Raw genomic sequence first — 24528 nt, 5'->3', positions numbered from 1 at the left:
ATCTGACAGAGCTTTACCTCAGTTGGAATCAGATTACCTCCATCCCAGAGGAGCTCGGGCAACTGTCGAATCTGACACAGCTTTCTCTCGGTAGCAATCAGATTACCTCCATCCCAGAGGAGCTCGGGCAACTGTCCAATCTGACAGAGCTTCACCTCAGTGACAATCAGATTACCGCAATCCCAGAGGCGATTCGCGGCATGGAAAAGCTAGAAAAACTCTACTTGCAGGGAAATCCGCTCCCGATTCCTCCCGAAATCCTCCAAGGCGAAGAATCCCACGAACCAGGCGATTTGCGTACCATTCTCGACTTCTACTTCCAAACCCGCAACCCCAACGATACCGAAGAACTCAACGAAGCCAAACTTTTGATTGTCGGTGAAGGCGAATCGGGAAAAACCACCCTAGCAAACAAACTCCTCAACCCCGAGTACGAACTCAAAGAACAAGAACCCAGCACCGAAGGCATCGATGTCATCCGCTGGGAATTCCCACAAGCCAACGGCAAACCTTTCCGCGTCCACATCTGGGACTTTGGCGGACAGGAAATCTACCACGCCACGCACCAATTTTTCCTCACCGAACGTTCCCTCTATATCCTCCTCGTCGATAACCGCCGCGAAAACCCCAACCTCTGCTACTGGTTGAACATCATCGAACTCCTCAGCAAAAGCAGTCCCGTCTTCCTCGTCCAGAACGAAAAACAAGACCGTCGCTGCGAAATCAACGTTTCCCAACTGCGCCATGACTTTGAAAACCTAATACCACAACCCCTCACCACCAACCTCGCCGACAATCGCGGACTCCAAACCCTCCAGCGCGCCCTACAAAACCGCATCACCACCCTGGATCACATCAGTACGGGCATCCCCAAACACTGGGCAAAAGTCCGCCACGTCCTGGAAAACTACGCCCAACGCAAAACCCACATCGAAGTCTCTGAGTTCTACGACATCTGCGCTAACCAAGGCTTCGACAAGTCCGACAAACAGGCCATGCTGAGTCTGAGCAAGTATTTGCACGAGTTGGGTATTATCCTCCACTTCCAAACAAATGCTGACAAGAAAAAATCTATCCTCCGCAACTGGGTCATCCTGCGTCCCGAATGGGCAACCAACGCCGTCTACAAAGTCACCGATAACGAACAAGTCATCGCCAATTGTGGATACTTCACCGACAAAAACCTCAGCGAAATCTGGATTGATAGACAATACGAATGCCTCCACGATGAGCTACTTGAGCTCATGGAAAACTTCAAAATTTGCTACCCAATCCCCGGCCAACGGGGACACTACATCGCCCCGCAACGCCTCCCCCTCGAAGCACCAGAGTACGACTGGGACGACACCGACAACCTGATAGTGCGCTACAAATATGAGTTTATGCCCAAAGGCATCATCACCAGGCTGATTGTAGAGATGCACCGCTTGATTTACCGCCCGAATATCGCTCCCTCTTCAGGTGCTGCTAGAGGGGATCTTGTCTGGCGTGACGGCGTTCTCCTCGCCGACAACTACGCCAAAGCCGAAGTCATCGAGAATTATCATCAACGAGAAATCCGCATCCGCGTATCTGGAACCCAGAAAAAGTATCTCCTAAATAGCATTCGTGACAAACTCCGGGAAATTCATGATACTTACGATAAGCGCCTCAAATACCAAGAATTAATTCCCTGCAATTGTTCCGAATGCAAAGGTAGCCAAAATCCCTCTTCCTATGCCTTTGATGATTTGCGCCGCCGTTTGGCAAATGGCAAGTACACAGTGGAATGTGGAGAACCCCCATATAAAGATGTCCAGGTGCGGGGCTTAATCGAGGATTTTCCCGACTATTCCCAAGAGAAAGTCCCTGGAATCGATCGATCGGATGCGGTAGATTATTCTAGAACTCAGAAAACTGTAAACACTTTAAACTTGTACTTCGACGGTAACAGCATGAATCAAGATTCTTCCCAAACAAACAACTTGCAAGGTGCTAATCTCTCCGGAATTAACGCCACCCAATTTCAAGATAATGCCCAAGCTAGCGGCAATCAATTTAATCAAACTAATAATGCCAATACCGCCGAACTTCTGCAACTGATTTCATCGATCCGTGAAACCGCCGCCCAATTTCCTGAAGACGAACGCGAAGAAGTGTTGATGGAAATTGGCAACGTGGAAGAACAACTAAACAAACCCGAAGAAAAGCGCAATCTGAAACTCATTGCCAAAAAATTGGGTGTTATTTTAGCGATCGCGGGGACTATTGCTTCTCCGATCGCAAACATGACAGATTTTACCAACAATGTGACCGATTTAGCTCAAAAAGCTGGTGTCGAAATCCCGATTCGATAGGCACGGTAAATAAAAAAACATAATACTTATATACCCAACTTCTTTAGCAACTCTGGACACGGCAATGCCGTTTCCCTACCCGAAAATAATCGATCGCCCTCGATGAGAGATGTAACCATCGCCCGATTAATTTTCGGGAAACGGCCTGGCGCGGTGTCCTGACAATGGGTAATATCAATTCCGATGCCACTGGATTTGATATTACGCATGGGAGCCCAAAAACCGAGTTTTTGCCCAGAAGACGCGTTACAGCCCTTTAACGGGGCAAAAACCCCGGTTTCTTTGGTTTTTCTGCGTAACTCCTACTTGTGTAGAAGCGATTTCAATCGCCGATTTTTATCTTAACTGTTTGAGTTTCTTCAAGTGCGATCGTCTCAAATTTTCCACCAACCGCCGCAACTGGTTCAAATTACCCGCTTCGCCGCCATACTTCCACCGCACGTAAGCTTGCGAAACTTCATCAATCACCTCAGCTTCATCAGTTGCATGATTCCCGCGCATTGCCTCAGCATATTCCAAAGGCGTTTGAGCTTTCTGCTTAGCAAAACCCCTACTCGCCAAATCCTTAAGCATTTCCTGATAAACCCCCTCCACCGGCGGCAACTTCGCCAGCCAGCGGCGGTGGCGCCACTTGCGCCACACTTGCCAAATTAACCAGCCAATAAAGCCAAAGCCGATCGCAGCAATCAAACCAGTAAATAACCCCACCCAACCCTTAGCAAACTGTCCCAGAAACCAGCCCACAATCAAACTTATCCAGCCAATTAGAAAACCTATAATTGAATCCAGCCCGCTTCTGACAGGAGTCGGTAGCCAACCCGCGATCCACTTCCAAAACGATTCCAGCGCACTAAAAGTCTGGTTGTCTTCCACCGAAGCCGGCATCAGCGGATAACCGGGAATCGGGTTAAAACCAAACCAGCCGTGAGTGGGAAAATATACCTCGGTCATCAAAAAAGCGTCGGTATTTTTCACAACATAGTAACCAGTAAACGGATTGAATTCCCCGGTATCGAAGCCGCCCGCCAGCCGCGCCGGAATCCCGATCGACCTCAGCATAATTGTCAGTACCGTCGAAAAGTGGTCTGGATATCCGCCTGTAACTTTTTTGCCGGCCTGGGTGTTTTTGTAGCCAAACAGAAAACCATTGACTAAATCTTCACCTTCTTCTAAGTAAGGCAAGGCTTTTTCTATTTTGTAATTCGGATTTTGCTTCAAATATTGAGCCAAATACAAAGCTTTTTCGTAAGGAGAATCGATCGCTCTATCAGACTTAGCTACTCTCGTCCTTGCTAGCAATATTTCCTCAGTTTTTGCCCGCACCTTTGCGGCAATTTCCGGCGGCACATCCAAATAGAACTTGCGAATATTTTTCGGGTAATTAGTACCAGTTTTACCCAACAAAGCTCGATCGCGAAAAGGCACATTAGAAATCACCGTATAAGTCACACCCTCTCCCAATTCCGCAGGCGATCGCAAACCCCCCTCCGCATCAACGGCCACCTCTGGACTCGGAAAATAAAGCTCCCTCGGCTTGTTTAAAGCCGGAATCAAATTCGGCAATGGAGCAACAATAGTATAACTTTGAATCACCTCTTGAGTCCGAGGCGCATTGGGAAACGGATTCAGATAAAATTGATAAGACCACCTAGGTCTATTCAGCTTTTGAGCTTGTTCGTTGCGAGAAATTTCCCAACCCTGACCGGTGTATTTGTCAAAGCCTAATACTCGCCAAAAACCCGCCGCCTGCGATCGCACCCGCATCACCACTTCAGGTTTCATTTCTCCCCGCAAATTTTGATTGATGCGCTGGTTGAAACCGTAATAAAAAGTAGAGTCCACCTCTCCTGGCCCTTTGTCTGGGTTTCTCCCCCTTCCTCCGCCAGTCCCTTTTTGATTTCCCCCTCTAACATACCCCGGATTCAGAATGCTGCGCGAGTCAAACTCCCCCTGATATTCAAGAGGAGCACTCACCGGAAAAGTCCGCAACTGATAGCCAGGGAGGCGCGGCAAAAACGCAAAAATAGTCAGCCCCAACCCGACAGTTATCAGCAGCAGCCAACCAAAATACTTTGGGGATAAAGTAGCAGCAAATAGCGACAGGCTTTCATTTTTCCCTTTACCTTGTGCTTTTTCGCCAATGGCTTCTGGCTTCAAAAATCCCAAGCGCGATCTATAATCCAAAACCAAAGTCGGAAGCGCTAAAGCCAAAAACACCAACAACAGCGGCCCAAAAGTCAAGGTTTGGCTGAGAGTCGCTGCTACCCCTAACAAAATTAGCCCGATTACCATCGAATAGCCCAAATCCTTGCGGCGGGGCAAATCGAAACTGTGCAGCACTTGAAGTTGGATTAACAGTTGCGCCAAAACTAACCGCGTATCGTTCAATTCTCCCACCAAGCGGCTAAAAAAAGCGAACAGCGCCACCAGCATTCCAATAGCTATGCAGAACTTAGCAGCTACATTGCGATCGCGGCGGCGGTACCAACTCCAAGTTGCTCCCACAATACTAACAGGCACAGCCCACAGGTTCAGGGCTTCTTCAGCAGCAACGTCAGTAGCTACAATCCCCACAATTACCAACAACTGAACTAGGATTCGCAGCAGTAAAGAATCCTCAATCACCGGCGGAGGCATAGCCTCAATCTGCTCCCACAGCTTACCCAGAACAGGTATATTTCGCAGGTTATCAGTTGTCATGTGCACCCATCCAACGATTTTAGATTTTAGATTTTAGATTTTAGATTGAATCCACAGATAAATCTGGGTTTTAACTAATATCTAAATCTTATTTTTCTGTCATTAGATTTTAGATTGAATCCACAGATTAACTTCACAGATAAATCTGGGTTTTAACTAATATCTAATTTTTTTTTGCTTTCCACGACAGAAGTCGAGGGATTGTATCTGTTTTTGTGTGAGGTCAAACCACAGAGTAAAAACCTAAATTATTTACTCTAATTATACCTTTCTAGTTGCTATCTTGTCCTGCCAAAATTGGACGAATAGCAAACATCAAAGGTCGGGTCTCGAAGTTTTGGAATCGAACTTCTAGGGCATAAGTCTTGTCAGGTTGTGGATCAAACAACTCCACACTTAAATGCCCGGAATTTGGACGATGTGCAGTTGCTTCGGCATCTCCTCCCTTGAGTTCCAAACTTCCTGGCCCCGGAAATTGGCACTCAACTCTTAAACACGGCATTGGCTGTTCTCTGTTGGGGTTCGACAGGTATTGAGCCTCCAGAGTCAGCGAACCCAAACCAGTCAGCCACTCCCGCGAAACCGGCGGCTGATTCACAGGACAATCCAAAGTTAGAGACTCAATGATTTCCTTGGCGGCCAACAGCGACAGCACCATTTTTTGATCGGTACTCGCCGCTTCGTAATTCGGGAAATCTTCTAAATCTAGAAGTCCCCGCAAAGAACCTCTGAGCACTAAACCAGCTAATTCGTTTAGTTCCTGAGACTGGCCCGGAAACAAGCTATCTACAGCGCGAACTAACTTCGAGCCTTGCCGCAGCGACGACATTACCAGTTCCTGACAAGGTTCTAGCAGTTGAGCAAAAACCCCTTGGGCGATCGGAATTGGCAGGCGGCCCCACCTGATATTTTGTAGTTGGGGAGTCCAGAGGTGTAAGGGGGGAACCCATTGCGGGGCTACATCGTCTGGGTAATCGTGGTCGTAGCTTTTGAATTCTGTTTCCCAGGGGAACAGCGGCGGGTTGGATTCAATTTCGGCTCTAAGCCTTTGTTTTAACAAGGTCTGAAAACGGTCTTGCACGGTCGGTATTTCTCCAATTGTCAGCGGTTGTGCGGGTGCATTGTTGTGCCCCCCCACTTGATAGTCCAGCGGGTCTGGTTCGTCCCATTCCCAGTATTCCACCCCGGAATTCTCTTCTGTATCGCCCCACTCTTGTGAGCGAGGGGGCGGATTGAGGTTTTCCTCATCTTCGCTAGAGACATTCGCGATTGGCGCCTGCAATATCCAGTCTAAAAAATGGCGCTCGAAAGCCTCTGCATCCCTGTTCGTTTCGTTATTCATCACTAGATGCCCCTTCTCCGGAATCTGAACGATTTCGCAATTCCCAGGCAAGTTCCAGCAATTTAAACCACCGTTTCTGTACCTGGGCTACCGTGCTGCCGAGGGTTTGCGCGATCGCTGACTCTGACAGACCTTGTTGCTTCAACTTTAGCAAACGCTGTCCCTCTGGGCCAATTTGCTCGCCAAAATCCTGCCACTGAGAAGGCAGCAAACCCAGATTGCGGTCTAAGTCTGCTTCCAGCCACTGGTGAACGAGTTCCCAGCGGTGCGACATGGCGAACCTGAGCAAATGGTACTTGAAGCGCTGCTGCAAATAGTCTCTTTGGCGGGGAGTTATGCCCAGAAGCGACTCTATTTCATTAGTCGGCAAGTCTTGCAAGCGCAGCACGAAGTAATCGGCGCAGTCTTGTTGGTTGCGCTCTTTCAAGTAAGCCACTAATTCGTCAATCACGTTTTGCCGCAGAGATTCTGACTCGTCGCCTAGGGGACGAATTGCCGCCGAACCCTGTCCGGCCATCGCTTCCCGCACCGAGTGCACCGAGGTGTCGTTCCAAGTTTGGTCGGAATCAGAAGCCCCTCCGTCGGCGGCTTGTTCCATATCTACGGAGGTTTCTTTGGGCTGCTGCTGGGAAAAGGTTTGGGCGCGTAAAATAATTAGTTGCTGGCTGCGGTTCCGAGGTAAAGGAATGCGCCGCTTGCCGAAGCGCTCTACAAAGGCCATGTACTCTGCTAGTTCTAAGCGAGTGCGGGGACTGTAGGTGAGTGGTAGTTGGGTTTCGCGCCGGAATGCCTTTAAAGCTTCGAGATAAAATCCTTGCAAAAAATCTTTGATCAGTTCTACTCGCGCCTGATAGCTAGACTGCACCTGCGGAGGAGTGATGTAGCGATAGACGATCGCGCTGAGGGTACTGTGCAATTCTACTCGCCCGGGCCCGGAGCCTAAATTGTAATAGTGGAGGCATTGTTGCAAGCGGTGCTGAGCGAGGCTCTGGGCTGAACCTTCTATATCTCCGGAGGCTTGAATCCGCTGGCTTTCAGTGCATATCCTGTTGACTTCTGCTGCGAGTCGCCCTGCTACATCTTGGCAGTTCTGCTCAGACGCGCGAGTGGACTTTTTAAGTTCGTCTAACAGCAGTTGAAATATGGTTTCCACGCTCTGGCAGATTTCCCGCATGATGGTTTACAGCTAACAATGAAAGTAGCACAGTTAGTAAAAGTATGGATAAATCTTTCCTACCGCTACTTTACCCCGTATTCCCCAGATAGGACAAACTGCAATGCCCTCTATCTCCTCCTTTGGGCAAACACTGAGGACTGCTTTTTTAATCTGTCCTGGACGCGCCATCCCCCAAAAACCTGGTTTCAACAGTTGCGACTGCAACGATGGTTCATCACAGGGTCGGGTTTTACAAAGCCTTCATGCAGCAAGGGGCGAAAACGCCACACTGCCGTTGATACCTTCGGCTTAGTGCTGTGGTGGTCACAGCAGCAAGTGTTCCTGAACGTGAAGCGAGCAAACAGGTTCTTTCTTTCGGTCTACCAGATGGGACAAAGGGTTTCACGGCTGTATTTGATCTGGGTCGATCGAGGTAACAGCAGCCAACGGTTTCTCAAGTGGGTGATGGATAGGTTGGGATGGATTATTCAGGTGGTTTTACGACTCCAACAGACCCAAGGCTTTGTTTTACTAAAAAAAAGATAAGTGGTTGAAAAAACTTTTGGTTGGCTCAATTGGTATCGACGGTTGAGCAAGGACGATCGACTATTACCGGCTTGCTCACAGGCCCTGCTCTACATCTCCCTGATTCGGCTTATCGCTCTTCTTTCACTGTCAGAAGAGTATAATCAAGAAAAATTATTGCTCAGACCCAATTGCCGTATATGGATAAAGCCTGTGCTGCTTCACCTACCCTTAATTGTATCGATGAATATTGCGGTTATTATGGAAATTTGTTTTCAGATGTTAGAAGTTTTGAGGCATTTAAGCCTCTAGATCTAGGGAGGCTCTCCTCAATACCGCCTAAAGCTCTAGCAGCGAGTGCCAAAGTGGTAAGATTAGCAAATGAACAATCCTTACAGCACTTTTTAAGTCAATATCCTTGCCAAGTTCAGGATTTAAAAAACCGAAGATTATCTTTGTTCATGTAAGCCGAGTTGAACACTATCAAGGCTTCCATCCTAGAAATCTTTCTACTTTCCGGGCTGAACCATTAAAGTAGTCTTCCATTACTTTTGCCATAAAGTCTCGACGGCGATCGGCCGTCAGTTTGTTGGCAGCATCCTTGAACATCTATTTAACGGTTTCACTCAATATCATTTCTAGCATCCCAATCACAGAGGTCGGCACCACCGCTCAGGTCAGAAAATCTGTTTCCTAGCCTTCTAGGATAACTGGGGTTATATTTAATTGCAAGTCCCTTATGCCGTCATTTAAAGCAGCCCGCACAATTAAGTGTGTGGGAGGTTGCTTAACTTGGGCATAAATTCCTTGATTGTTAGTGGCAATCAGAGTGCAGCCTTTTTCTATAGAAGGATTGAGCGGAGTATCACCTGCCGCGCAATTGCTGTGTCCGCCAAATAAAGGCGAGCCAGAACAATAAGTTTCCTTGCATCTATCTAAGGGTATCTATATTGCGATTACTTTAACCTGAAATGCAGATATTTTACTAAAGTTCGATCGTCTTCGATCGTCCTCTGGGTTGATGTAAGTGGCTGTCGAAATTTGTTTTAATAAATGTAAAGTTAGAGTTGAAGGAACAATTTCAATGCGTAAGTTAAACATAGGTCTATCTGACGAGCAACGTGCAGGCGTTATCGAACTATTGAATCACGACCTGGCAGATGCTTATCTGCTGTTAATCAAAACCAAAAAGTATCACTGGGATGTAGTGGGCCCGCAGTTTAGATCGCTCCACCAGTTGTGGGAAGAACACTATCAGGCCTTAACACTAAATATCGACGCTATGGCCGAACGGGTAAGAACTTTAGGTGGCTATCCAATTGGTACTGCTGAGGGTTTTCTGAAGTATGGCTCGATTAAAGAACATATCGGCGATTTGCCTTTGGCTACCGAAATGGTATCGCGTTTAGTTGACGACCACGAACTGATTATTCGCAATCTCCGCCAACACGTCCAACAGTGCGGTGAAGAGTTTAACGATGACGGAACCGCAGACTTTTTGACTGGTTTGATGGAACAGCACGAACAAATGGCTTGGATGTTGCGATCGTTTATTGAAGGGGAATCCCTGGCGCCAGACGGCCAGCAGCCAAAAGCTCAAACTGCTACAGCTTCTCACGCTTAGAGAGCAATACTGAAATGGCAAACAGTTATCTAAACTTACCTATACTTGCTTACTTTAGGTAAGTTGACTATAGATGACAGGCAGTGTGATCCTTACTCAATAACCTTTGGCTGAAGGGGGATTGCCTACTTACGTTGCGGTTAGCCGTCGGCCCAATAGCGTAGGAAAGTAAATATCACTTATCTTATCTAAGCCTAGCCCGAAGAAAGATAAGTGTGGATAGGTTTGACGAAGCAGATTAAGTAGACGGAAGAAGGAAGAAGGAAGAAGGAAGAATAGAAAATTTAGATTTTTTATTTAACCCTCTTTCCTGATGGTCGATTGAGCAACCAGGCAGAATTAAACGCCATCTAGCTTTCTCAAAAACCCGGTTTATTCAAAAAACCGGGTTTTTCAATATTGGGTTTATTTAGATTTTCGATTTGCTAAACTATTGAACCGTATTCTTTCATACACCTGCGACGGCAGTACTGTGTGAACTTTCGTTCGCGTCTCAATCCTAGCAAGTGTCGTCCCTTCACTCGATTCTGATCCTTGTTTTAACTCTAACCCTGATTCAGTTGGGGCTATAACTATTATTTTTAATATACTTTCTCTTGACAGCAGATACAAATTGTGAGCAAAAGCCCCATTAATAAATAAATCTCCTTTGAAAGCTCGATACAGCCAAGATCATGTATTCCAATGAAGGCCGCTGCCGTTGCTTTTGACAGCCAAGTAAATGTAAAAATTGCTGCTAGACCAGCGATAAATGCTGCTGGGAATTTCGGGATGTTGCTGCCGGCTATCTGCCATAATTAAAGAGTGAGATTTTGCTATTGCTGTATAGTTGCTAGACATACTGCTGGTAATCAGTCGGTAGCCAACTAAATATTTTGGCACTACTTTAAATTGATAATGTTAGACTATGCGGAGGTGAAGTTCCCATTCTTCGCAGCCTTGAGCGTTTTCTAGTTTAAGTTTGCAGTTGTAACCGCCGACTTTTGCAAAACAAACGCGACGGATTAGATATGAGCTGGCATTGCCTATAAAATATTTATAAACTAATGTTGTATAAACTTCTTATTTGATGGTGGAGTTGTAAAATACACCTGTGAGCAAGTCTTTTTTCTTTATATATATCAACTGACCAGGAATAAATAACTCCGATAGATGGTGCTGAGAAAGTCAGGCACTTCACTTGTTTTTATAAGTTTTGCGGATACCAAATATCGTTGGCATTGATGGGAGCAATATATTCGCCTTTTGATTTTTCAATTGCTAGGTTGCGAGCGGCGACGCCAGCATTTGACTGCTGCAATAAGCTGAATCTGCTATCTTTTTGAGCAAAAGATTTGACGATTTCGGATATTGTATCTGTAGAGCAGTCGTCAACTACTAAAATTTCTATGTTTTGATAAGTTTTATATCCAACATATTTTAATATTTTAGCAATAAAAGTTTCAGCGTTTAAAGCTGGTATGATGACTGAAACTAATGCTGATTTAAAGTGTTTTGGGAGGTGTTTTTATAATATAAAAACTTGTTGATGTAAAAGTTTTGGCTCAAAGGGAGCTAGCTAAGGGTATGTTAACAAATTACGAAAGCTCGATCGTACACCGTCAGAAAATTCAAGAGGTATATTATATATATTGCCAAAAATCCTAAAATGTGCATCGACACCGCACTCGCGGTACAGACTGGGTAGAGGAGTCACTGGCGGATGAGGTCTGTAAAAAAAACTGTACCGGGCAAGTCCTGACAGCCAGCGGGTTTCCGTAGAAAGTCTGTTGGATTTTATACGGTGGTGTGCCTATTGACCAAATCAAAATTTTGTGCGGTGCAATACAGCAGCACAAAAACACTGCTGGGGCTTTTTGTAAGCTTTACAAAAACAATGACATATTTAAAGATTTAATAAAGCTGTTGTCTGCATCAGGTCAGTTTCAGGAAGATGTGGCGTAGAATACAGGTGTGAATCGGAAAAATGCAGTCAAGAATGCCAGAAAAAAATCTACTTGAATATAAACAGAAATCGAGTTATAAATAAAAAACTAGAGCTGATTTTACCCTTCGTAAAGTAGCACCAATAAAATTCAATCAAATTTTTGCCCCTGCAATTTAAACAATTTAGGTGATGATTTCTACTGCCGAACCCACTGTATCCGTCATTATCCCAGTCCACAACGGGGGCGCTTACTTCCGCACCTGTTTGTCAAAACTGGCTCAAGCTGAGCCGAGACCGATCGAGATTATTGTAGTAGCAGATGGCGAAAGCGACGGTTCCTGGCTTCTAGCCAAGGAATTCGGCGCCAAATTAATCAGAATTCCTGAGTGCGGGGGCCCAGCCCGAGCCCGAAATTTGGGGGCCCAAGCTGCCAAGGGAGATATTCTGTTTTTTGTGGATGCTGATGTCGCTGTTTGTCCAGAAGCTGTGGGCTATGCGATATCGGTGTTCAAAAATAATCCCTACTTAGCTGCTTTCATCGGATCTTACGACGATGATCCTGGAGATCCTGATTTTCTATCGCAGTACAGGAACTTGCTGCACCACTACGTACACCAAACAGGTAACGAAGAAGCTTCGACTTTTTGGGGAGCTTGCGGAGTGATTCGCCGGGAAATTTTTTTGCAGATGGGTGGTTTTAATGAGAGTTACCGCCAAGCTTCGATCGAAGATATTGAGCTCGGCTACCGTTTGAAACAAGCAGGTTATAATATTCGGCTGTGCAAAACATTGCAGGTGAAGCATTTAAAGCGCTGGAAACCGATGGGGATGGTGAAAGCTGACTTTTTCTACCGAGCGCTGCCTTGGACAGAACTGATTTGGCGCGATCGCAAATTGAATAACGACCTCAACTTGCAAGTTTCAAACCGGATCAGCGTGATTTTAACTTATGCAGTGCTGCTGGCAGTTTTGGGGACGTGCTGGTCGCTGAGCTTTCTGCTACTGGCTGGCTTGCTGGCAATACCACTGGTAGCAATTAATGCACCGCTTTACCAATTTTTTCACCGCAAACACGGTATCGTATTTGCCCTGAAAACAATTCCGTGGCACTGGCTTTTCTATTTTTATAGCGGACTGGCCTTTGCGATCGGCACTTGTCGCCACTTATACCAAAAAAAGCCCTTGACTGGCAAAGTTAGCTTGCCAGTATCCGCTCAATAAATCAGTCAAATCATCCTTCAACATCAGGCCGCTCGATAGTTTCTCAGGGTATTCACGGGTGCATCTATGACTGTGACAAGTTATAAATAACTGTATAGTTCGATTCAAAAGCTGGAGGTAGGCTTAGTGAAACATTATCCTGTTGCGATCGTCGGTGCAGGCCCTGCGGGTTTGACTGCTGCCTACGAGCTAGTCAAGCAAGGCATTATCCCTGTTGTACTAGAAAAAGGTGATAAAGTTGGGGGAATAGCTCGCACAGAAACCTACAAAGGCTATCGTTTCGACATTGGCGGCCACCGCTTTTATACTAAAGTTGAAGCCGTGCAACAGTTGTGGCAAGAGGTACTGGGAAATCAGTTTATTAAAGTGCCGCGATTGTCGCGAATTTTTTATCGAGGTAAATTTTTTAACTATCCGATCAGTGCCTTCAATACTCTCTTTAATTTGGGCATAATTGAGAGTACGCTGATTATGTTGAGCTATCTCAAAGTAAGAATTTGGCCTCTTCGGGAAGAAAAAACTTTTGAACAGTGGGTGATAAATCGTTTTGGGGAACGCTTGTACAAAACATTTTTTAAGACTTACACTGAAAAAGTTTGGGGAATTCCCTGTTCGGAAATTCAAGCAGATTGGGCGGCGCAGCGTATTAAAGGATTGTCCCTGACGACAGCAATTATTAATGCTTTGTTTGGCAGCAACGACACTAAAACATTAATCAAAGAGTTTGACTATCCGGCTTTGGGGCCGGGGATGATGTGGGAAAAGTTCGCGGAAGCTGTGGAAAATAAAGACGGCAAAGTTTATCTAGATACTAAAGTGATTAGCTTTGAACGTGAAGGGAATAAAATTAAAAGTATCACTGCTGAACAGAACGGAGAATTAGTTCAATATTCGGCGGATAATTTTATTACGAGTATGCCAATATCTGCACTCGTAGCCAGACTGAAACCGCAGCCGCCAGAAGAGGTGTTGCACGCCGCGAGATCGCTCAAGTATCGAGATTTTTTGATTGTATCGCTGATTGTCGATCGCAAGGATTTGTTTCCTGACAACTGGATTTACATTCACTCCCCCGAAGTCAAAGTGGGACGAATTCAAAACTTTAAGAATTGGAGCGCCGCTTTAGTTCCCGACGCCAGCAAAAGTTGTTTGGGAATGGAATATTTTTGTAGCGTAGGGGACGAGATTTGGGAAATGTCGGACGCGGAACTTGTCGAATTAGCAACTCGCGAGTTGGTTGGTTTGGGGTTAGCAACCACTGCCGAGGTTGAAGATGGAGTTGTCATACGGCAGCCGAAGGCTTATCCAGTGTACGATGCCGAATATCGAGGACATTTGCAGGTACTTGAAAAATTTTTCAAGGGAATGGAGAATTTGCAGACGATCGGGCGAAACGGTATGCACCGATACAACAACCAAGACCATTCCATGCTGACGGGAATGCTGGCTGTTAGAAATATTCTCGGCGAAAAGCACGATTTGTGGGATGTGAATACTGAGCGATCGTACTATGAAGATTTTTCAGTCGATCGCTCAAAGGACAAAAAGGATTCGGATTTGATTTCGCAGTCAATATAGCCAGCCGAAATAGGGATTGCGATGAAAAAAGCCAACCTGCCAAAGCTGACTAACGGTGCGCTTGCTCGGCTGCAACTAATAAGACTCAACCAACCATTTTCAAACGTTCGATGTGTATGAAACCTACCTTAAACAACCCGGAAATTGTTTAATCTCGAACACCCACAGATAAGATTACAACTACACCGCATACTGACGTTTGAATTGCTCGTATAAGTTTTGTGTCGCGGCCTCGCCGAATGACTCTTTGGCTAGAGCAAAACTAGGAAAGTCTTTTGGACGCCATTCGCTTTGTGGAACCTCCTCTATGTAGTAGAAATAATCCCATAGAATTGCTTCCCAGCTTGTGCAGCGGAGCCGCTTGCCGCCAAGACTTCCAGTTGATTCCAATGGGCAGGTTCCTGGGGGTAGTCCCTCTAACTCGTAGTGATCTCCCATGCAAATGCACGGTTCGCAGTCTAGGAGAACGCCATGCTTATCAGCTAGAAAACCATAGGAGGTTCGTTCAGTGATAGCGCAGTCGAGAGACTGCAGCAATGAAAGAAAGTCTGCGCTTCGATCGGCGGGGTAAGCAATATCAATATCTTCATGTTCGCGTGTTACCCGATTTAATTTTGCATCTATAGCCCATCCGCCTTGCAGCCATAGGGGCATATCGATCTTGTCTGATTCTGAGAATAATTGATGTATCAACTCAATATGGAGATAATTCATTTTTTTGCATTCCCAACGGGGAGGATCGATCGCCTTTTACACATCAATGACGATCGCGATCGCACCGATCGTTTTCAACCCCTGCGTATCTAGAGCTTCTTAAAGTATCTAGCGATCGGTAACAGCCCGAAGCCCACCTTTTCATAGGTGCGACGGGCTCTTTCATGACCGGGATCGCCTCCGGTCTCGACCATCGCAACGGACATCCCAGCATTTTTCATCCATAAGAGAGCGAATTCTGTCAGAGCGGTGCCAATGCCGCGACTTTGAAAGTCTGGATCGACAGCGACCATGTAGATTTCACCCATGCGGGAGTCCAAGTGTAGTTTCACGGCTATAAAGCCCACGGTTGAATCAGCGTCGATCGCAACCCATACATTTGTGTCCTCCGCAGTGCAGACATCCTCGACAGCTTTTTGCTGGCTCACACGCCAATCATCGGGGTAGAATTCTCGGTACACGTCAGCGTCCATCGCGTTCTGAATCGAATCAAAGACCGGAGCCCATGCTCGAAGCGAAAGACGAATGACTGCATCAAGTTGATGAGCGTCGTAAGGTTCAATCCGCATTTCCATATAAACTCCAGTTAACGGTTCGCTTCACCCGCCGTCAATAACTTCTCACTCCCAACAAATAACCCCGATTTGATCGGTGTGCAAGCGGATTGTTGGGCGGACTTGGGCCAAGAAGAATCTATTGTTCCGCTCGATCCTGCTGGGAAGTCATGGTAGCGAGTCGCTCAGATGCCGACGGTGCTGGGGCATATTCGAGGTGCTGCCGTATCATCGGGACACACTCGCTTGGGCTTGATGTCGAGGTGTCGATTTCCAGGTCATAGATTCCCGGAATGTGAACTTCATGTTGCCACAAACGAACCGGAGGTGGTACGGGTGAGTCAACGGAACTTTCTGGCATTCGGCCGGTGTTACGTCGGCGTTCCATAACGATCTCGATGGGGCAGCGAACGCCCGCGAACAAGACCGGCAATCCGCTCAAACGCTTGGCGCAATCGAAGAGGATGGCGCGCCCGATTGCATAGGCGTCATGGTGTCCCACATCCACTACGACATTCAGACCCAATCGGCTATGCGCGGCGATGGACTCGTACATAGCGCGGTACAGAACGGGAACAAAGAGTTCGATGTCCTGAAGTTCTCCCTCGGGACGCAGACCGATTCCGGGCAGATACCGTTCTGGAGTAGCCTGCATAAATGTGTCAACACCCAGATTCATCCAGAGACCATCAAACGTTTCTTGGATGGCTGTGACAACGCTTGACTTACCGGATCGCGGCACGCCGTTGAAGATGACGGTCTGCCCAGGCTTCTGTGTTTGCTCCATTAACTGTGTTGATGCAACTGCCCGTCCGATCGATGCTCTACTTTTGCTGGCGATCCAGGGCCTCCAATCCCAATCAAGTGCTGCGTCCATTGATGCTGTAGAAACTCGCACAAGGAATTGTAAGTGAAGCGCTATCCAGATCGTTAGCTTGCATAAATCACTAGATGCGTTTTCAAAATATTCGATCGCAGATAGGGATTTTCTAACCGATTCTTTCCAACCAAATCCACACAACGGTTAAATAAATGCTCTATTTCCTCTTGCATACCCAATAAATCTGACACCATGAGGAGGTGCGATCGCTCATAGGTAACTAATACATCTAAATCGCTATCAGGGCGAAAATCATCCCGCAGCACGCCCGCCAAACAGGGCAAACTCGACAATGTTCCAGCGCTGGCAAAATTGCGCGATCGCATTGAGAGAGACTTTTAAGTGATCGTTCACCACATATTCTAAATCTGATTGCAACTCAACCATGCGCGAGCTAACCTCCAATCTTGTAGCTAACGTCTTTTAATTGTAACATCGCAGGTCGGATTGACATTCAGATGCTAATGTTTGAAGTAATTTTTACTTCGGAAAGAGCTGGCATCATTGCCCGACAGTGGGGACAAAACCAGCAAATTTCATGTTGGTGAATGTGCCGTAATAATGGATCGGAACAACAAGGACATTCGTGCATTATCTTTTACCTCTATAATTAATTAGGGAAAAACTATTTTAGGAGCGGCCGTATCTCCCAAATAAATATAGGCAGCCGATCGCAGTACAATTTCGGAATATAGAATCTTTTGGATGTCTAAACTCGGCGCACGTTTTGCTGCGAAGTTGTAAGCCGCGATTTCCCCATCCAAAATGAAGTCACTATTTGTCAAGTAGTGGTCATAATCGTGCATTCCCTGAAAAATAAATCCATAAATAGGATTGGGATAAACAGCAGAATCGTAACTGTCAGCGGATACCCAAAGTTGCTGAAGCTTAATATCTGCAAACATCTCTTCAGCGTTGTCATAACGCATACAATCTGAAAATTTTAGATTTAAAGGCAATTGTTGGAACTCACCCATCAGCCAATCACAGAGTTGGGCGATGGTTTCATCTGAAATTTCGGCTGGCTTGCTTTCCAGATACAGTCTGGCGAGAGTTTCTAGTTGAGATGCGGTGATGTTTGCTTTTGTGAGAGTCATATCACTACCCTCCTAACCTTGAACTACCTTTAGCCTGACAGTTTTTGTCAAGAACTTCTATGAGCTAGCTCATAGTTGGAAGAGAAAAAGTTAAGCCTATTTAATCGATCGCACTCCCTGTTAATTTGTAATTGCTTCCTGTACTTGCTGTGAAACGCAACCTGCGGCTTTAATTAAATCTGCTGCCTTTTCGCCGATCGCAATTGTCGGCGCATTCGTATTTCCTGTGGTGATTTTTGGCATGATTGACGCATCTATCACACGCAACCCCTCAACTCCATGTACGCGGAGTTCAGAGTCTACAACCGCCATTGAGTCAGTTCCCATTTTGCAGGTGCCGACAGGATGAAACACAGTGCTGCAAACTTCCCGAATGTAAGCTTCGAGGGCTTCATCACTCTGATTGTCAGCACCAGGAGCGACTTCCTCACCTCGAAACTCATCAAAGGCACTTGTCTGAAATAATTTGCGGAGTAATTTAATTCCTGCAATGACTTTTTGCACATCCGATTCACTTTGGAGATAGTTCATCCGAATCATTGGTGGATCTTTCGGATCGGACGATCGTAAAGAGACACTACCAATACTCTCAGGATGGATCAAACATACTAAACCAGTGAATCCCGAATCAGAACGAGGAGGGGATGTCAACAGAATAGGGCTGAAGATCAACTGTAAATCAGGCGCAGCATCCAGATTACCCTCGCTATGTAAAAACAATCCGGCTTCAACGATACTACTGGTGATTGCAGGGTGTAAATCCTGAGTTGCCAGGTGTACCACAGGAATGAGAGGATGATCTTGGAGGTTTTGACCGACACCAGGCAAATCGACTACTACAGGAATACCCAATGATTCCAGGTATTCTTGATTACCAATGCCGGAAAGCATCAGCAGCTTAGGCGAATCGAATGCGCCAGCACTTAAAATCACTTCCCGGTTAACCCGGACTTGGTGCAGCGTTTCCTCGTATAGATATTCCACCCCAACGGCGCGGGTTCCCTCAAACAACAATCGAGTCACCAACGCTGCTGTCGTTGTTGTCAAATTGGGACGATCGAGAATTGGCACCAGGAATGCAGCAGCGGTACTGTGCCGTTTTCCATCTTTAATCGTCATCTGATAGAGTCCTGCGCCTTCTTGGTGCATCCCATTGAAATCAGGATTGTTGTGATATCCCATTGCTACAGATACTTCTACAAATCGTTGGGATATCGGTGCCGGGGAAATTAGATCCGTAACGCTCAACTCGCCATCGACACCGTGGTATTCGGAAGCACCTCGTTGCTGGTTTTCAGATTTCTTGAAATATGGCAATATATCTTGATAACTCCAACCGGGATTACCCAATTCTTGCCAGCGATCGTAATCATGAGGATTGCCTCGGACATAAAGCATGAAATTAATCGAACTGCTGCCGCCCAAGACTTTCCCGCGGGGATGAAAGATTTTGCGGTTATTGAGGTAAGGTTCTGGTTCTGTGAAGTATGCCCAGTCTACCTCAGAGCCTAGTAAGTTGAAGCATTCCAACGGGATTTGAATCTCTGGTTTCGTATCTGGATTGCCAGCTTCGAGCAACAACACGGTTGTTTGACTGTCTTCTGTCAGACGGTTGGCGACAACGCAGCCTGCCGAACCTGCACCAATTACAATGTAGTCATAGTTCGTCATAAAATTCTCCTTTTTTGTTGTCTGTAATCGATTAATTTAGTCAGGCTAGAGGATTCAACTTTTCCTACAAGCTTTCTGCATCAAGATACGGTTGTTTTTGTACACCTCTAAAGTTCCAGACTTCGGGCTATCCAAGGTGCCATCCCACACCCAATATTGATAATTGCCCTTCCGAAACTTATAGACTCGAACGCCTTCTGTAGCTTTGCTAGTACCTCCGCCCAAACTTAAATTACCGTTGGAACTGGTCGAGCGATATAGCAGTTCACCCGAAGCCTTCTTTTTCCAAATATTAATGTTGTAACCACCCTGGCATCTCGTACTGAGGATGAGGTCAGCAGTAGAATCAGCAGACGCAGGTAAGGAAAAATTAGCTAAGACACAGATTGGTAGAGCAAGGAGTAACGCTGATTTTTTCAGTAGTGTTTTCATAGTTATTAAGAATGTTGTAGAACTCATTGGACTGCCATCATTCATATCGAATTGCAATCCAATTTCAAAGTATAACACTTCCTACAACCAACTCGTTTTATCTGCGTTGGCAGCGACCGCTTCAACAACTGTATGGGGACTTTTGAAAGTTAGCCGCGCTTGTGGTTTCTGGAGTGCCACCATCGTTTTGACGTGTTCGTCTTCGTCATCACGGATGTTCGCGAACACGTCGTATAGATTATCCACCTTGGGACGGCGAAATTCATGACTTAGTGCAGTTTGAACTTCATCAAACATATAAAGATCGCCATCGCGATAGAAATTGATTGCCACCAGGGGCGCAGGTTGAGCTTTCAGTTGGGCTTCATAGGTTTTCAAGTATTCGTCATAGGTGTGGTAGGCATGACCTTCAATCAGTTCCATCAAGTAGTAGGCGTAAGAGGGAAACAGCATATAAATCAGCACTACCACCCAGTAGTAAGCCACGGCAACGTGTTGAGCGATGAAGCGATCGATCCAGAGGCGATCGCCCCCCAGTGATTCCATAATTAACAGATGGTGTAATTCGTTCCAGGTTTCAGCGAAGTGAACTTTCAACAAGTCTGCTTTGCGCCAGTAACCCAGCGTCTCGTAAAGATGCAGCACTGATAGATAGGAAAAGTAAGGCACGCGGGCGATCGTTTCCAGCATATAAAACCGAGGGTAGGAACGATTTCCGTAGACGACATCTACAAGAAAGACAAAAAAACCAACTATCAATCGAATCAAAACTTTCATGGTGCATTCCTCAAAAATTGAATACATTACCAGGGGTTCAGAACCCCGACTTCTCAGAGAAGTTGGGGTTCTGACTTGTACCTACTTACGCCAGTAGTTGTTGGCAGCAGCGACTGTGGCAAATTCTATTGCGACAACGTGACCAACTGCAATCAGCATCATGGCATCATTGCCATAAACCTCTCGTAACTGTTTGCGCTTTTCTTCATCAGGCTGAGTCATTTTAATAATCAGCCGTGCCATTTTGACTGCCAGTTGCCGTCCCTCTTCAGGGGTTTCTGTCAAAAGCGAGTTATTGGGAACCAATGTAACTTCGGCTGGTGTTACAACAGATGGATTGTTTGAAGTTATATTATCCATGTCAAAATCTCCTGAGTTAGTGTGTTTTTTAGAACAGCAGCATTGATTGTCCAAGACCTTCCTAAGTTCATCTGCTTCGAGCGTAGAATGAGATTTCAATAGCTTCTATGAGCTGGCTCATACTTGAAGCAACTCACCGATGGTTTTAGGCTATTACTCCAAAGATATCTCCTGGCAAATCCGCTCTAGCTTTTCTGGATTACGCACACTGTAAATAGACAAGATATAGCCATCAACAATCTCAAACGTCATCACACTGTGAATGCGGCCATCCAGATATTGGATCATGCCGGGTTGTCCGTTGATATCGGCTAAGTGAGAGACAGAATTAAGCAGCCATTTGCGACGAATGGCTAACAGCATCCGAGCCACCTTTACTGCTCCATGTATCGGCTTGAGGACTGAAACCACCTTGCCGCCACCATCTGAACAAAACGTCACATCCTTCGCCAGCAGCAGTAACAAATCTTGCAAATCCCCTTTGGTGGAGGCATCTAAAAATTGGGCTGTAATCTGCTTTTGTTGAGGCCGAGAAACTGGGAAACGAGGACGTTGGTCGGCAAGATGCTGCTTCGCCCGTCGCAGGATTTGGCGACAGTTGGTGGGACTCTTGCCGATCATCTGACCGATTTCGTCATAGTCATACTCGAACACATCCCGGAGTAGAAATACTGCCCGTTCGATCGGAGATAAACGCTCCATTACAGTTAAAAATGCGATCGAGAGCGAGTCTGCTAATTCCATTAGATCGGTTGAATTTTCGGATTGTTGCGTTAACATCGGTTCTGGTAGCCAGGTACCGACGTATTGTTCTCGTTGGACACGCGCCGATCGCAAATGATCGATGCAGAGACGAGTAGTAATAGTTGTCAGATAAGTCTTTGCCGATCGCACCGTGGAGTTCGCCGTCTGTTGCCAGCGCAGGAAGGTTTCTTGTACCATATCTTCGGCATCTGTGACAGTACCCAGCATTCGGTAGGCGATCGAGAACAGCAACGGACGATGGTGGTTAAAGTCATCCAGAGAACTCATAAAGCCCCCTGCTCTTGTTGCTGAATAGTTCTCAATGCCCAGAAGCCAATTCCAGAGCCTAATCCATCCACAATTAATATCAGGATGGCTGTGACTTGGAACACCAAACCCCAGCCTTCAAAGGCAACTTGAGACACATGATCGGGACTGATCGCGATGAAATGATTGTAGAGCCCAAACAGGATCGATCCAGCCATTGAACTGAGTAAGAGCCAGCTACCAATGCGATAGAAATGTGTCCAAAGCAAAACGGCTGCAATGATGGGAATCAGAAAAATCACAATACCCACAAACAAACTCTGAAGGAGAGAGAGGGGAATTGGGATTTGCAAATGCGCTAAACCATGCAGTCCGTTTGCGATCGCATGGATGACCGCGATCGTTGTTCCATATTGAGCAATCTTCATTTTATTTTTCCCTGATTAGAAAGCTTTCCAGACAACTCCTAGTGTTAGCCCGATCGAGATTAAATTGTCAGTTGGCCCTCTTCAACGGCAGTTTTAACAAGCCATTCCAACGATCGCGGTTGAAAATTTAGTTCGCGTTTTGCCTTGGCATTGGAGACACCTCGTAACTGGGTGCCATAGTAGACAGCATCTCCACCACTGATTCGCAGAGCATCCTCAACTGATACCTGCGGTGGCGGTGGAGCATTGAGCCACTGGGCATAAGCAGGAAGCCACACGCGCACCTCTAAGGGCCGATCGTCCGCAATTAAGTAAATACCGGGATTGCCTCGATCGACTGCCGCCACCGTCGCGAAGGCCGCATCCTCAATGTGAACCCAAGACCATACACCTTCGCCATTTCCGACGATCGGGAATTGTTGCTGCCGCACCTGTTCGGCAACGTCTCCATCGGTTGCGTACCAAGTGCCGGGCCCGTAGAAGAAGCCGTAACGCAGGACAATTGCTTCTAGATTGGGGTTCCCTAGCAAGCGATGTTCAATCTCATTCAGGGTGCTGGTTCCGTCTGCAACTGCGGGCGAAGCATCTAAGGCTAGGGGTGTTTCTTCATCGGCCAATCCTGTACCGGGAATCGCCCAAAAGGCGATCGACTGCCGGATGTAACGACGCACACCAGCCGCTTGCGCTGCCGCTAGGACATTAGCGCCCCCTTCGAGACGGATGCGATCGTTCAGTGCTGCTGCCGCCTGCATTGTCTCAGGGGTGTAGGTTTTAGGCAGAGAGGTGAGTTGTTCGATTACAACGGACGGTTGAGCGCGAATCACAGCAGCTTTGACAGCATCTGCATCAAACACATCTGCGATCGCAGGTTCGACACCTTGTTCAGCTAAAAGCCTTGCTTTTTCTGGAGTGCGGGTCAACGCCACTACATCATGTCCTGCGCTGTGCAATTGGGCGAGTAGCGGACGACCGATCGCCCCCGTTGCACCTGCCACAAAAATTCTCATCTAGGAACCTCCTGTTGAAACCTGTGAGGTATTTATAGATAAGACGAAAGAGCATCGTTAGTTGTGACAAGATGATTTAACTCAAAGTTGAAATGGCGATCTGTCACTTTAGCTCAAGTGAAGCAATGGCATCGCTAATTTTCACCATGAGTGTCATTGGATCGATCGGCGAAACAGTAAACCCGCACTTCTGGTAAAACTGCTTCGCATCTTCGGAGATAGCGTGTACGAGAATTGCACGTATTCCTGCAATCTCAGCAGCTTGCAAAATGCGAAGAATTGCATCCCGCAGCAAAGCGCGTCCGATGCCGGAACCTTGCCAGTTGCGATCGACTGCAAGCCGTCCAATCACCATAACAGGAATCGGATCGGGCATATTGCGCCGGACTTTACCCGTTGCAGCAGTTTGTGCTATTGCTCCAGTTGCAAGACAATAGTACGCAATCACTGCTTGACGATCGCACAAAACATAAGTCCGTGAAGCCCCCTCTGACTCATTTTTCAGAGCGCGGCGCTTGAGCCATTCATCTAACTGACTGTTGCCTGAATCAAAGGTCTCAATTTGATGTAACGAGTTCAGTTTTTCAGGCGGGCAGAGTTGGCCTAAATCTCGATCTAATCCCACGGAGATTTTGTTTTTAGTAATGCGTTTAGCTTCTGATTTGCCGTCGGCGGTGCATCCAGCAGCGCCAAAAATTGCTTAAATTTAAGTTCATCTAACCCAAAAAAACAGCGGTCTAGAATCACATCTTGAGCTTTTTGGTAAGCTGATTCAAGCATGAACTCCGATCGGCTCTTTCCCTGTAATTGGGCCGCGCGATCGATGAGAGCGCGTTGATTCGGCTTAGCTCGAATGTTGATTGTCACATCGCGGGTGTGGCTGACTGACTCTTCAGATGCTGGCGGGTGCATAACAGTTACCTCTGGCTAGATACAGTAGTAATTTGAGCTAGTAGCCCTAGCATATTTATATTATGATTTTTTGTATACACAATGTCCACACATCTACTGAAATCTTCGATCGCGGATCTAGTTAAGCGCGATGGAATCGTGAACTCACGCATTTTACGGGCAGCACCCGCCGCCCCTGAGACAGGAGCGGCCTAAGTCCTGATGTTGCCTTTCTAGGTCTGTTTTTGATAGTTGACACAAATTTTTTAAACTTGTGCTAACTCTTGACTTACAGAC

General features: G+C 46.5%; 24 protein-coding genes and 1 pseudogene. 5 read left to right on the top strand and 20 right to left on the bottom strand.

The genetic code is table 11. The features are described from left to right. The coding region (locus QUA13_RS11585; RefSeq protein WP_333198499.1) for a COR domain-containing protein at positions 1-2336 on the top strand (2336 nt) is incomplete at its 5' end. A gap of 336 nt (positions 2337-2672) precedes the next feature. Here the strand turns inward: QUA13_RS11585 and QUA13_RS11580 are convergent. The 3 genes from QUA13_RS11580 to hetZ all read right to left on the bottom strand — a co-directional run bounded on the left by QUA13_RS11580 (position 2673) and on the right by hetZ (position 7552). Next, positions 2673-5036: a transglutaminaseTgpA domain-containing protein gene (locus QUA13_RS11580; RefSeq protein ID WP_333198497.1), complete on the bottom strand. Its 2364-nt coding sequence runs from the start codon at positions 5034-5036 to the stop codon at positions 2673-2675. Between the two features lie 271 nt (positions 5037-5307). Continuing rightward, on the bottom strand, positions 5308-6378 hold the full coding sequence (locus QUA13_RS11575) for a hypothetical protein (RefSeq protein WP_333198495.1): 1071 nt from the start codon (positions 6376-6378) through the stop codon (positions 5308-5310). Next, on the bottom strand, positions 6371-7552 hold the full coding sequence (gene hetZ / locus QUA13_RS11570) for a heterocyst differentiation protein HetZ (protein WP_172190680.1): 1182 nt from the start codon (positions 7550-7552) through the stop codon (positions 6371-6373). The genes QUA13_RS11575 and hetZ overlap by 8 nt, the downstream gene beginning before the upstream one ends. A 191-nt stretch (positions 7553-7743) precedes the next feature. Between hetZ and QUA13_RS11565 the strand changes: the two are divergent. Beyond that, positions 7744-8194 (top strand): annotated as a pseudogene (locus QUA13_RS11565) (transposase); the annotation flags it as partial. Positions 8195-8542: 348 nt separating this feature from the next. Here QUA13_RS11565 and QUA13_RS11560 read toward each other — a convergent pair. Further along, entirely contained in the window at positions 8543-8668 is a 126-nt protein-coding gene (locus tag QUA13_RS11560) for a hypothetical protein (RefSeq protein ID WP_333198493.1), read from the bottom strand. Positions 8669-9143: 475 nt separating this feature from the next. On the opposite strand from QUA13_RS11560, the gene QUA13_RS11555 reads away from it, so the two are divergent. Then, on the top strand, positions 9144-9683 hold the full coding sequence (locus QUA13_RS11555; protein ID WP_333198491.1) for a Dps family protein: 540 nt from the start codon (positions 9144-9146) through the stop codon (positions 9681-9683). A gap of 672 nt (positions 9684-10355) precedes the next feature. Here QUA13_RS11555 and QUA13_RS11550 read toward each other — a convergent pair. Both QUA13_RS11550 and QUA13_RS11545 read right to left on the bottom strand, forming a co-directional pair. Then, positions 10356-10565, bottom strand: coding sequence for a hypothetical protein (locus tag QUA13_RS11550; protein ID WP_333198489.1), 210 nt, complete (start codon positions 10563-10565; stop codon positions 10356-10358). Between the two features lie 304 nt (positions 10566-10869). Further along, the gene (locus tag QUA13_RS11545; protein ID WP_333198514.1) at positions 10870-11109 is read right to left on the bottom strand and encodes a glycosyltransferase family A protein; all 240 of its coding nucleotides are present in this window, start codon (positions 11107-11109) and stop codon (positions 10870-10872) included. A gap of 690 nt (positions 11110-11799) precedes the next feature. Between QUA13_RS11545 and QUA13_RS11540 the strand changes: the two genes are divergently transcribed. After that, positions 11800-12831 carry a glycosyltransferase family 2 protein gene (locus QUA13_RS11540; protein WP_333190162.1) on the top strand — a complete coding sequence of 344 codons (1032 nt, stop codon included), beginning with the start codon at positions 11800-11802 and terminating at the stop codon, positions 12829-12831. 126 nt (positions 12832-12957) lie between these two features. Then, positions 12958-14409, top strand: a complete 1452-nt coding sequence (locus QUA13_RS11535; RefSeq protein WP_333198487.1) for an NAD(P)/FAD-dependent oxidoreductase — start codon at positions 12958-12960, stop codon at positions 14407-14409. A gap of 180 nt (positions 14410-14589) precedes the next feature. Here the strand turns inward: QUA13_RS11535 and QUA13_RS11530 are convergent, their stop codons facing one another. The 14 genes from QUA13_RS11530 to QUA13_RS11465 form a co-directional block, all read right to left on the bottom strand. Beyond that, complete coding sequence (locus tag QUA13_RS11530; RefSeq protein ID WP_333198485.1) at positions 14590-15123, bottom strand: nucleotidyltransferase domain-containing protein; 534 nt, start codon at positions 15121-15123, stop codon at positions 14590-14592. Between the two features lie 89 nt (positions 15124-15212). Next, positions 15213-15692 (bottom strand): GNAT family N-acetyltransferase, encoded by a 480-nt coding sequence (locus QUA13_RS11525; RefSeq protein ID WP_333198513.1) that lies wholly within the window; start codon positions 15690-15692, stop codon positions 15213-15215. Positions 15693-15816: 124 nt separating this feature from the next. After that, positions 15817-16554 (bottom strand): phosphotransferase-like protein, encoded by a 738-nt coding sequence (locus tag QUA13_RS11520; protein WP_333198484.1) that lies wholly within the window; start codon positions 16552-16554, stop codon positions 15817-15819. Positions 16555-16607: 53 nt separating this feature from the next. Continuing rightward, entirely contained in the window at positions 16608-16883 is a 276-nt protein-coding gene (locus QUA13_RS11515) for a nucleotidyltransferase domain-containing protein (RefSeq protein WP_333198482.1), read from the bottom strand. Positions 16884-17171: 288 nt separating this feature from the next. Beyond that, on the bottom strand, positions 17172-17654 hold the full coding sequence (locus QUA13_RS11510; RefSeq protein WP_333198480.1) for a transposase: 483 nt from the start codon (positions 17652-17654) through the stop codon (positions 17172-17174). Positions 17655-17774: 120 nt separating this feature from the next. Further along, the gene (locus QUA13_RS11505) at positions 17775-19325 is read right to left on the bottom strand and encodes a GMC family oxidoreductase N-terminal domain-containing protein (RefSeq protein ID WP_333198478.1); all 1551 of its coding nucleotides are present in this window, start codon (positions 19323-19325) and stop codon (positions 17775-17777) included. A gap of 54 nt (positions 19326-19379) precedes the next feature. Further along, positions 19380-19757, bottom strand: a complete 378-nt coding sequence (locus QUA13_RS11500) for a hypothetical protein (RefSeq protein ID WP_333198476.1) — start codon at positions 19755-19757, stop codon at positions 19380-19382. An 81-nt stretch (positions 19758-19838) separates the two neighbouring features. Beyond that, entirely contained in the window at positions 19839-20534 is a 696-nt protein-coding gene (locus QUA13_RS11495; RefSeq protein ID WP_333198474.1) for an alternative oxidase, read from the bottom strand. An 81-nt stretch (positions 20535-20615) separates the two neighbouring features. After that, entirely contained in the window at positions 20616-20894 is a 279-nt protein-coding gene (locus QUA13_RS11490) for a hexameric tyrosine-coordinated heme protein (protein ID WP_333198472.1), read from the bottom strand. A gap of 153 nt (positions 20895-21047) precedes the next feature. After that, positions 21048-21926, bottom strand: a complete 879-nt coding sequence (locus QUA13_RS11485; RefSeq protein ID WP_333198470.1) for an RNA polymerase sigma-70 factor — start codon at positions 21924-21926, stop codon at positions 21048-21050. Beyond that, positions 21923-22333 carry a hypothetical protein gene (locus tag QUA13_RS11480; RefSeq protein WP_333198468.1) on the bottom strand — a complete coding sequence of 137 codons (411 nt, stop codon included), beginning with the start codon at positions 22331-22333 and terminating at the stop codon, positions 21923-21925. Before QUA13_RS11480 ends, QUA13_RS11485 begins: the two co-directional genes overlap by 4 nt. A gap of 59 nt (positions 22334-22392) precedes the next feature. Next, positions 22393-23340, bottom strand: a complete 948-nt coding sequence (locus tag QUA13_RS11475; RefSeq protein WP_333198466.1) for an NAD(P)-dependent oxidoreductase — start codon at positions 23338-23340, stop codon at positions 22393-22395. A 103-nt stretch (positions 23341-23443) separates the two neighbouring features. Further along, the gene (locus tag QUA13_RS11470) at positions 23444-23965 is read right to left on the bottom strand and encodes a GNAT family N-acetyltransferase (RefSeq protein ID WP_333198464.1); all 522 of its coding nucleotides are present in this window, start codon (positions 23963-23965) and stop codon (positions 23444-23446) included. Then, positions 23956-24252 carry a DUF1778 domain-containing protein gene (locus tag QUA13_RS11465; protein WP_333198462.1) on the bottom strand — a complete coding sequence of 99 codons (297 nt, stop codon included), beginning with the start codon at positions 24250-24252 and terminating at the stop codon, positions 23956-23958. The genes QUA13_RS11470 and QUA13_RS11465 overlap by 10 nt, the downstream gene beginning before the upstream one ends. Positions 24253-24528 lie beyond the last annotated feature (276 nt).

Origin of the sequence: Microcoleus sp. S28C3 (assembly GCF_036700785.1) — a bacterium.
GTDB classification, from domain to species: Bacteria; Cyanobacteriota; Cyanobacteriia; order Cyanobacteriales; family Microcoleaceae; genus Microcoleus; species Microcoleus asticus.
This window is presented reverse-complemented; position numbering and strand designations above follow the sequence as displayed.

Excerpts from the sequence above, each read along its gene's own strand:
- QUA13_RS11490 (WP_333198472.1), bottom strand. The coding sequence starts at position 20,894 with ATGGATAATATAACTTCAAACAATCCATCTGTTGTAACACCAGCCGAA.
- QUA13_RS11530 (WP_333198485.1), bottom strand. The coding sequence starts at position 15,123 with ATGAATTATCTCCATATTGAGTTGATACATCAATTATTCTCAGAATCA.
- QUA13_RS11505 (WP_333198478.1), bottom strand. The coding sequence starts at position 19,325 with ATGACGAACTATGACTACATTGTAATTGGTGCAGGTTCGGCAGGCTGC.
- QUA13_RS11560 (WP_333198493.1), bottom strand. The coding sequence starts at position 8,668 with ATGTTCAAGGATGCTGCCAACAAACTGACGGCCGATCGCCGTCGAGAC.
- QUA13_RS11495 (WP_333198474.1), bottom strand. The coding sequence starts at position 20,534 with ATGAAAGTTTTGATTCGATTGATAGTTGGTTTTTTTGTCTTTCTTGTA.
- QUA13_RS11525 (WP_333198513.1), bottom strand. The coding sequence starts at position 15,692 with ATGCGGATTGAACCTTACGACGCTCATCAACTTGATGCAGTCATTCGT.
- QUA13_RS11480 (WP_333198468.1), bottom strand. The coding sequence starts at position 22,333 with ATGAAGATTGCTCAATATGGAACAACGATCGCGGTCATCCATGCGATC.
- hetZ (WP_172190680.1), bottom strand. The coding sequence starts at position 7,552 with ATGCGGGAAATCTGCCAGAGCGTGGAAACCATATTTCAACTGCTGTTA.
- QUA13_RS11515 (WP_333198482.1), bottom strand. The coding sequence starts at position 16,883 with ATGCGATCGCGCAATTTTGCCAGCGCTGGAACATTGTCGAGTTTGCCC.
- QUA13_RS11465 (WP_333198462.1), bottom strand. The coding sequence starts at position 24,252 with ATGCACCCGCCAGCATCTGAAGAGTCAGTCAGCCACACCCGCGATGTG.
- QUA13_RS11520 (WP_333198484.1), bottom strand. The coding sequence starts at position 16,554 with ATGGACGCAGCACTTGATTGGGATTGGAGGCCCTGGATCGCCAGCAAA.
- QUA13_RS11540 (WP_333190162.1), top strand. The coding sequence starts at position 11,800 with ATGATTTCTACTGCCGAACCCACTGTATCCGTCATTATCCCAGTCCAC.
- QUA13_RS11575 (WP_333198495.1), bottom strand. The coding sequence starts at position 6,378 with ATGAATAACGAAACGAACAGGGATGCAGAGGCTTTCGAGCGCCATTTT.
- QUA13_RS11485 (WP_333198470.1), bottom strand. The coding sequence starts at position 21,926 with ATGAGTTCTCTGGATGACTTTAACCACCATCGTCCGTTGCTGTTCTCG.
- QUA13_RS11555 (WP_333198491.1), top strand. The coding sequence starts at position 9,144 with ATGCGTAAGTTAAACATAGGTCTATCTGACGAGCAACGTGCAGGCGTT.
- QUA13_RS11475 (WP_333198466.1), bottom strand. The coding sequence starts at position 23,340 with ATGAGAATTTTTGTGGCAGGTGCAACGGGGGCGATCGGTCGTCCGCTA.
- QUA13_RS11580 (WP_333198497.1), bottom strand. The coding sequence starts at position 5,036 with ATGACAACTGATAACCTGCGAAATATACCTGTTCTGGGTAAGCTGTGG.
- QUA13_RS11510 (WP_333198480.1), bottom strand. The coding sequence starts at position 17,654 with ATGACTCTCACAAAAGCAAACATCACCGCATCTCAACTAGAAACTCTC.
- QUA13_RS11500 (WP_333198476.1), bottom strand. The coding sequence starts at position 19,757 with ATGAAAACACTACTGAAAAAATCAGCGTTACTCCTTGCTCTACCAATC.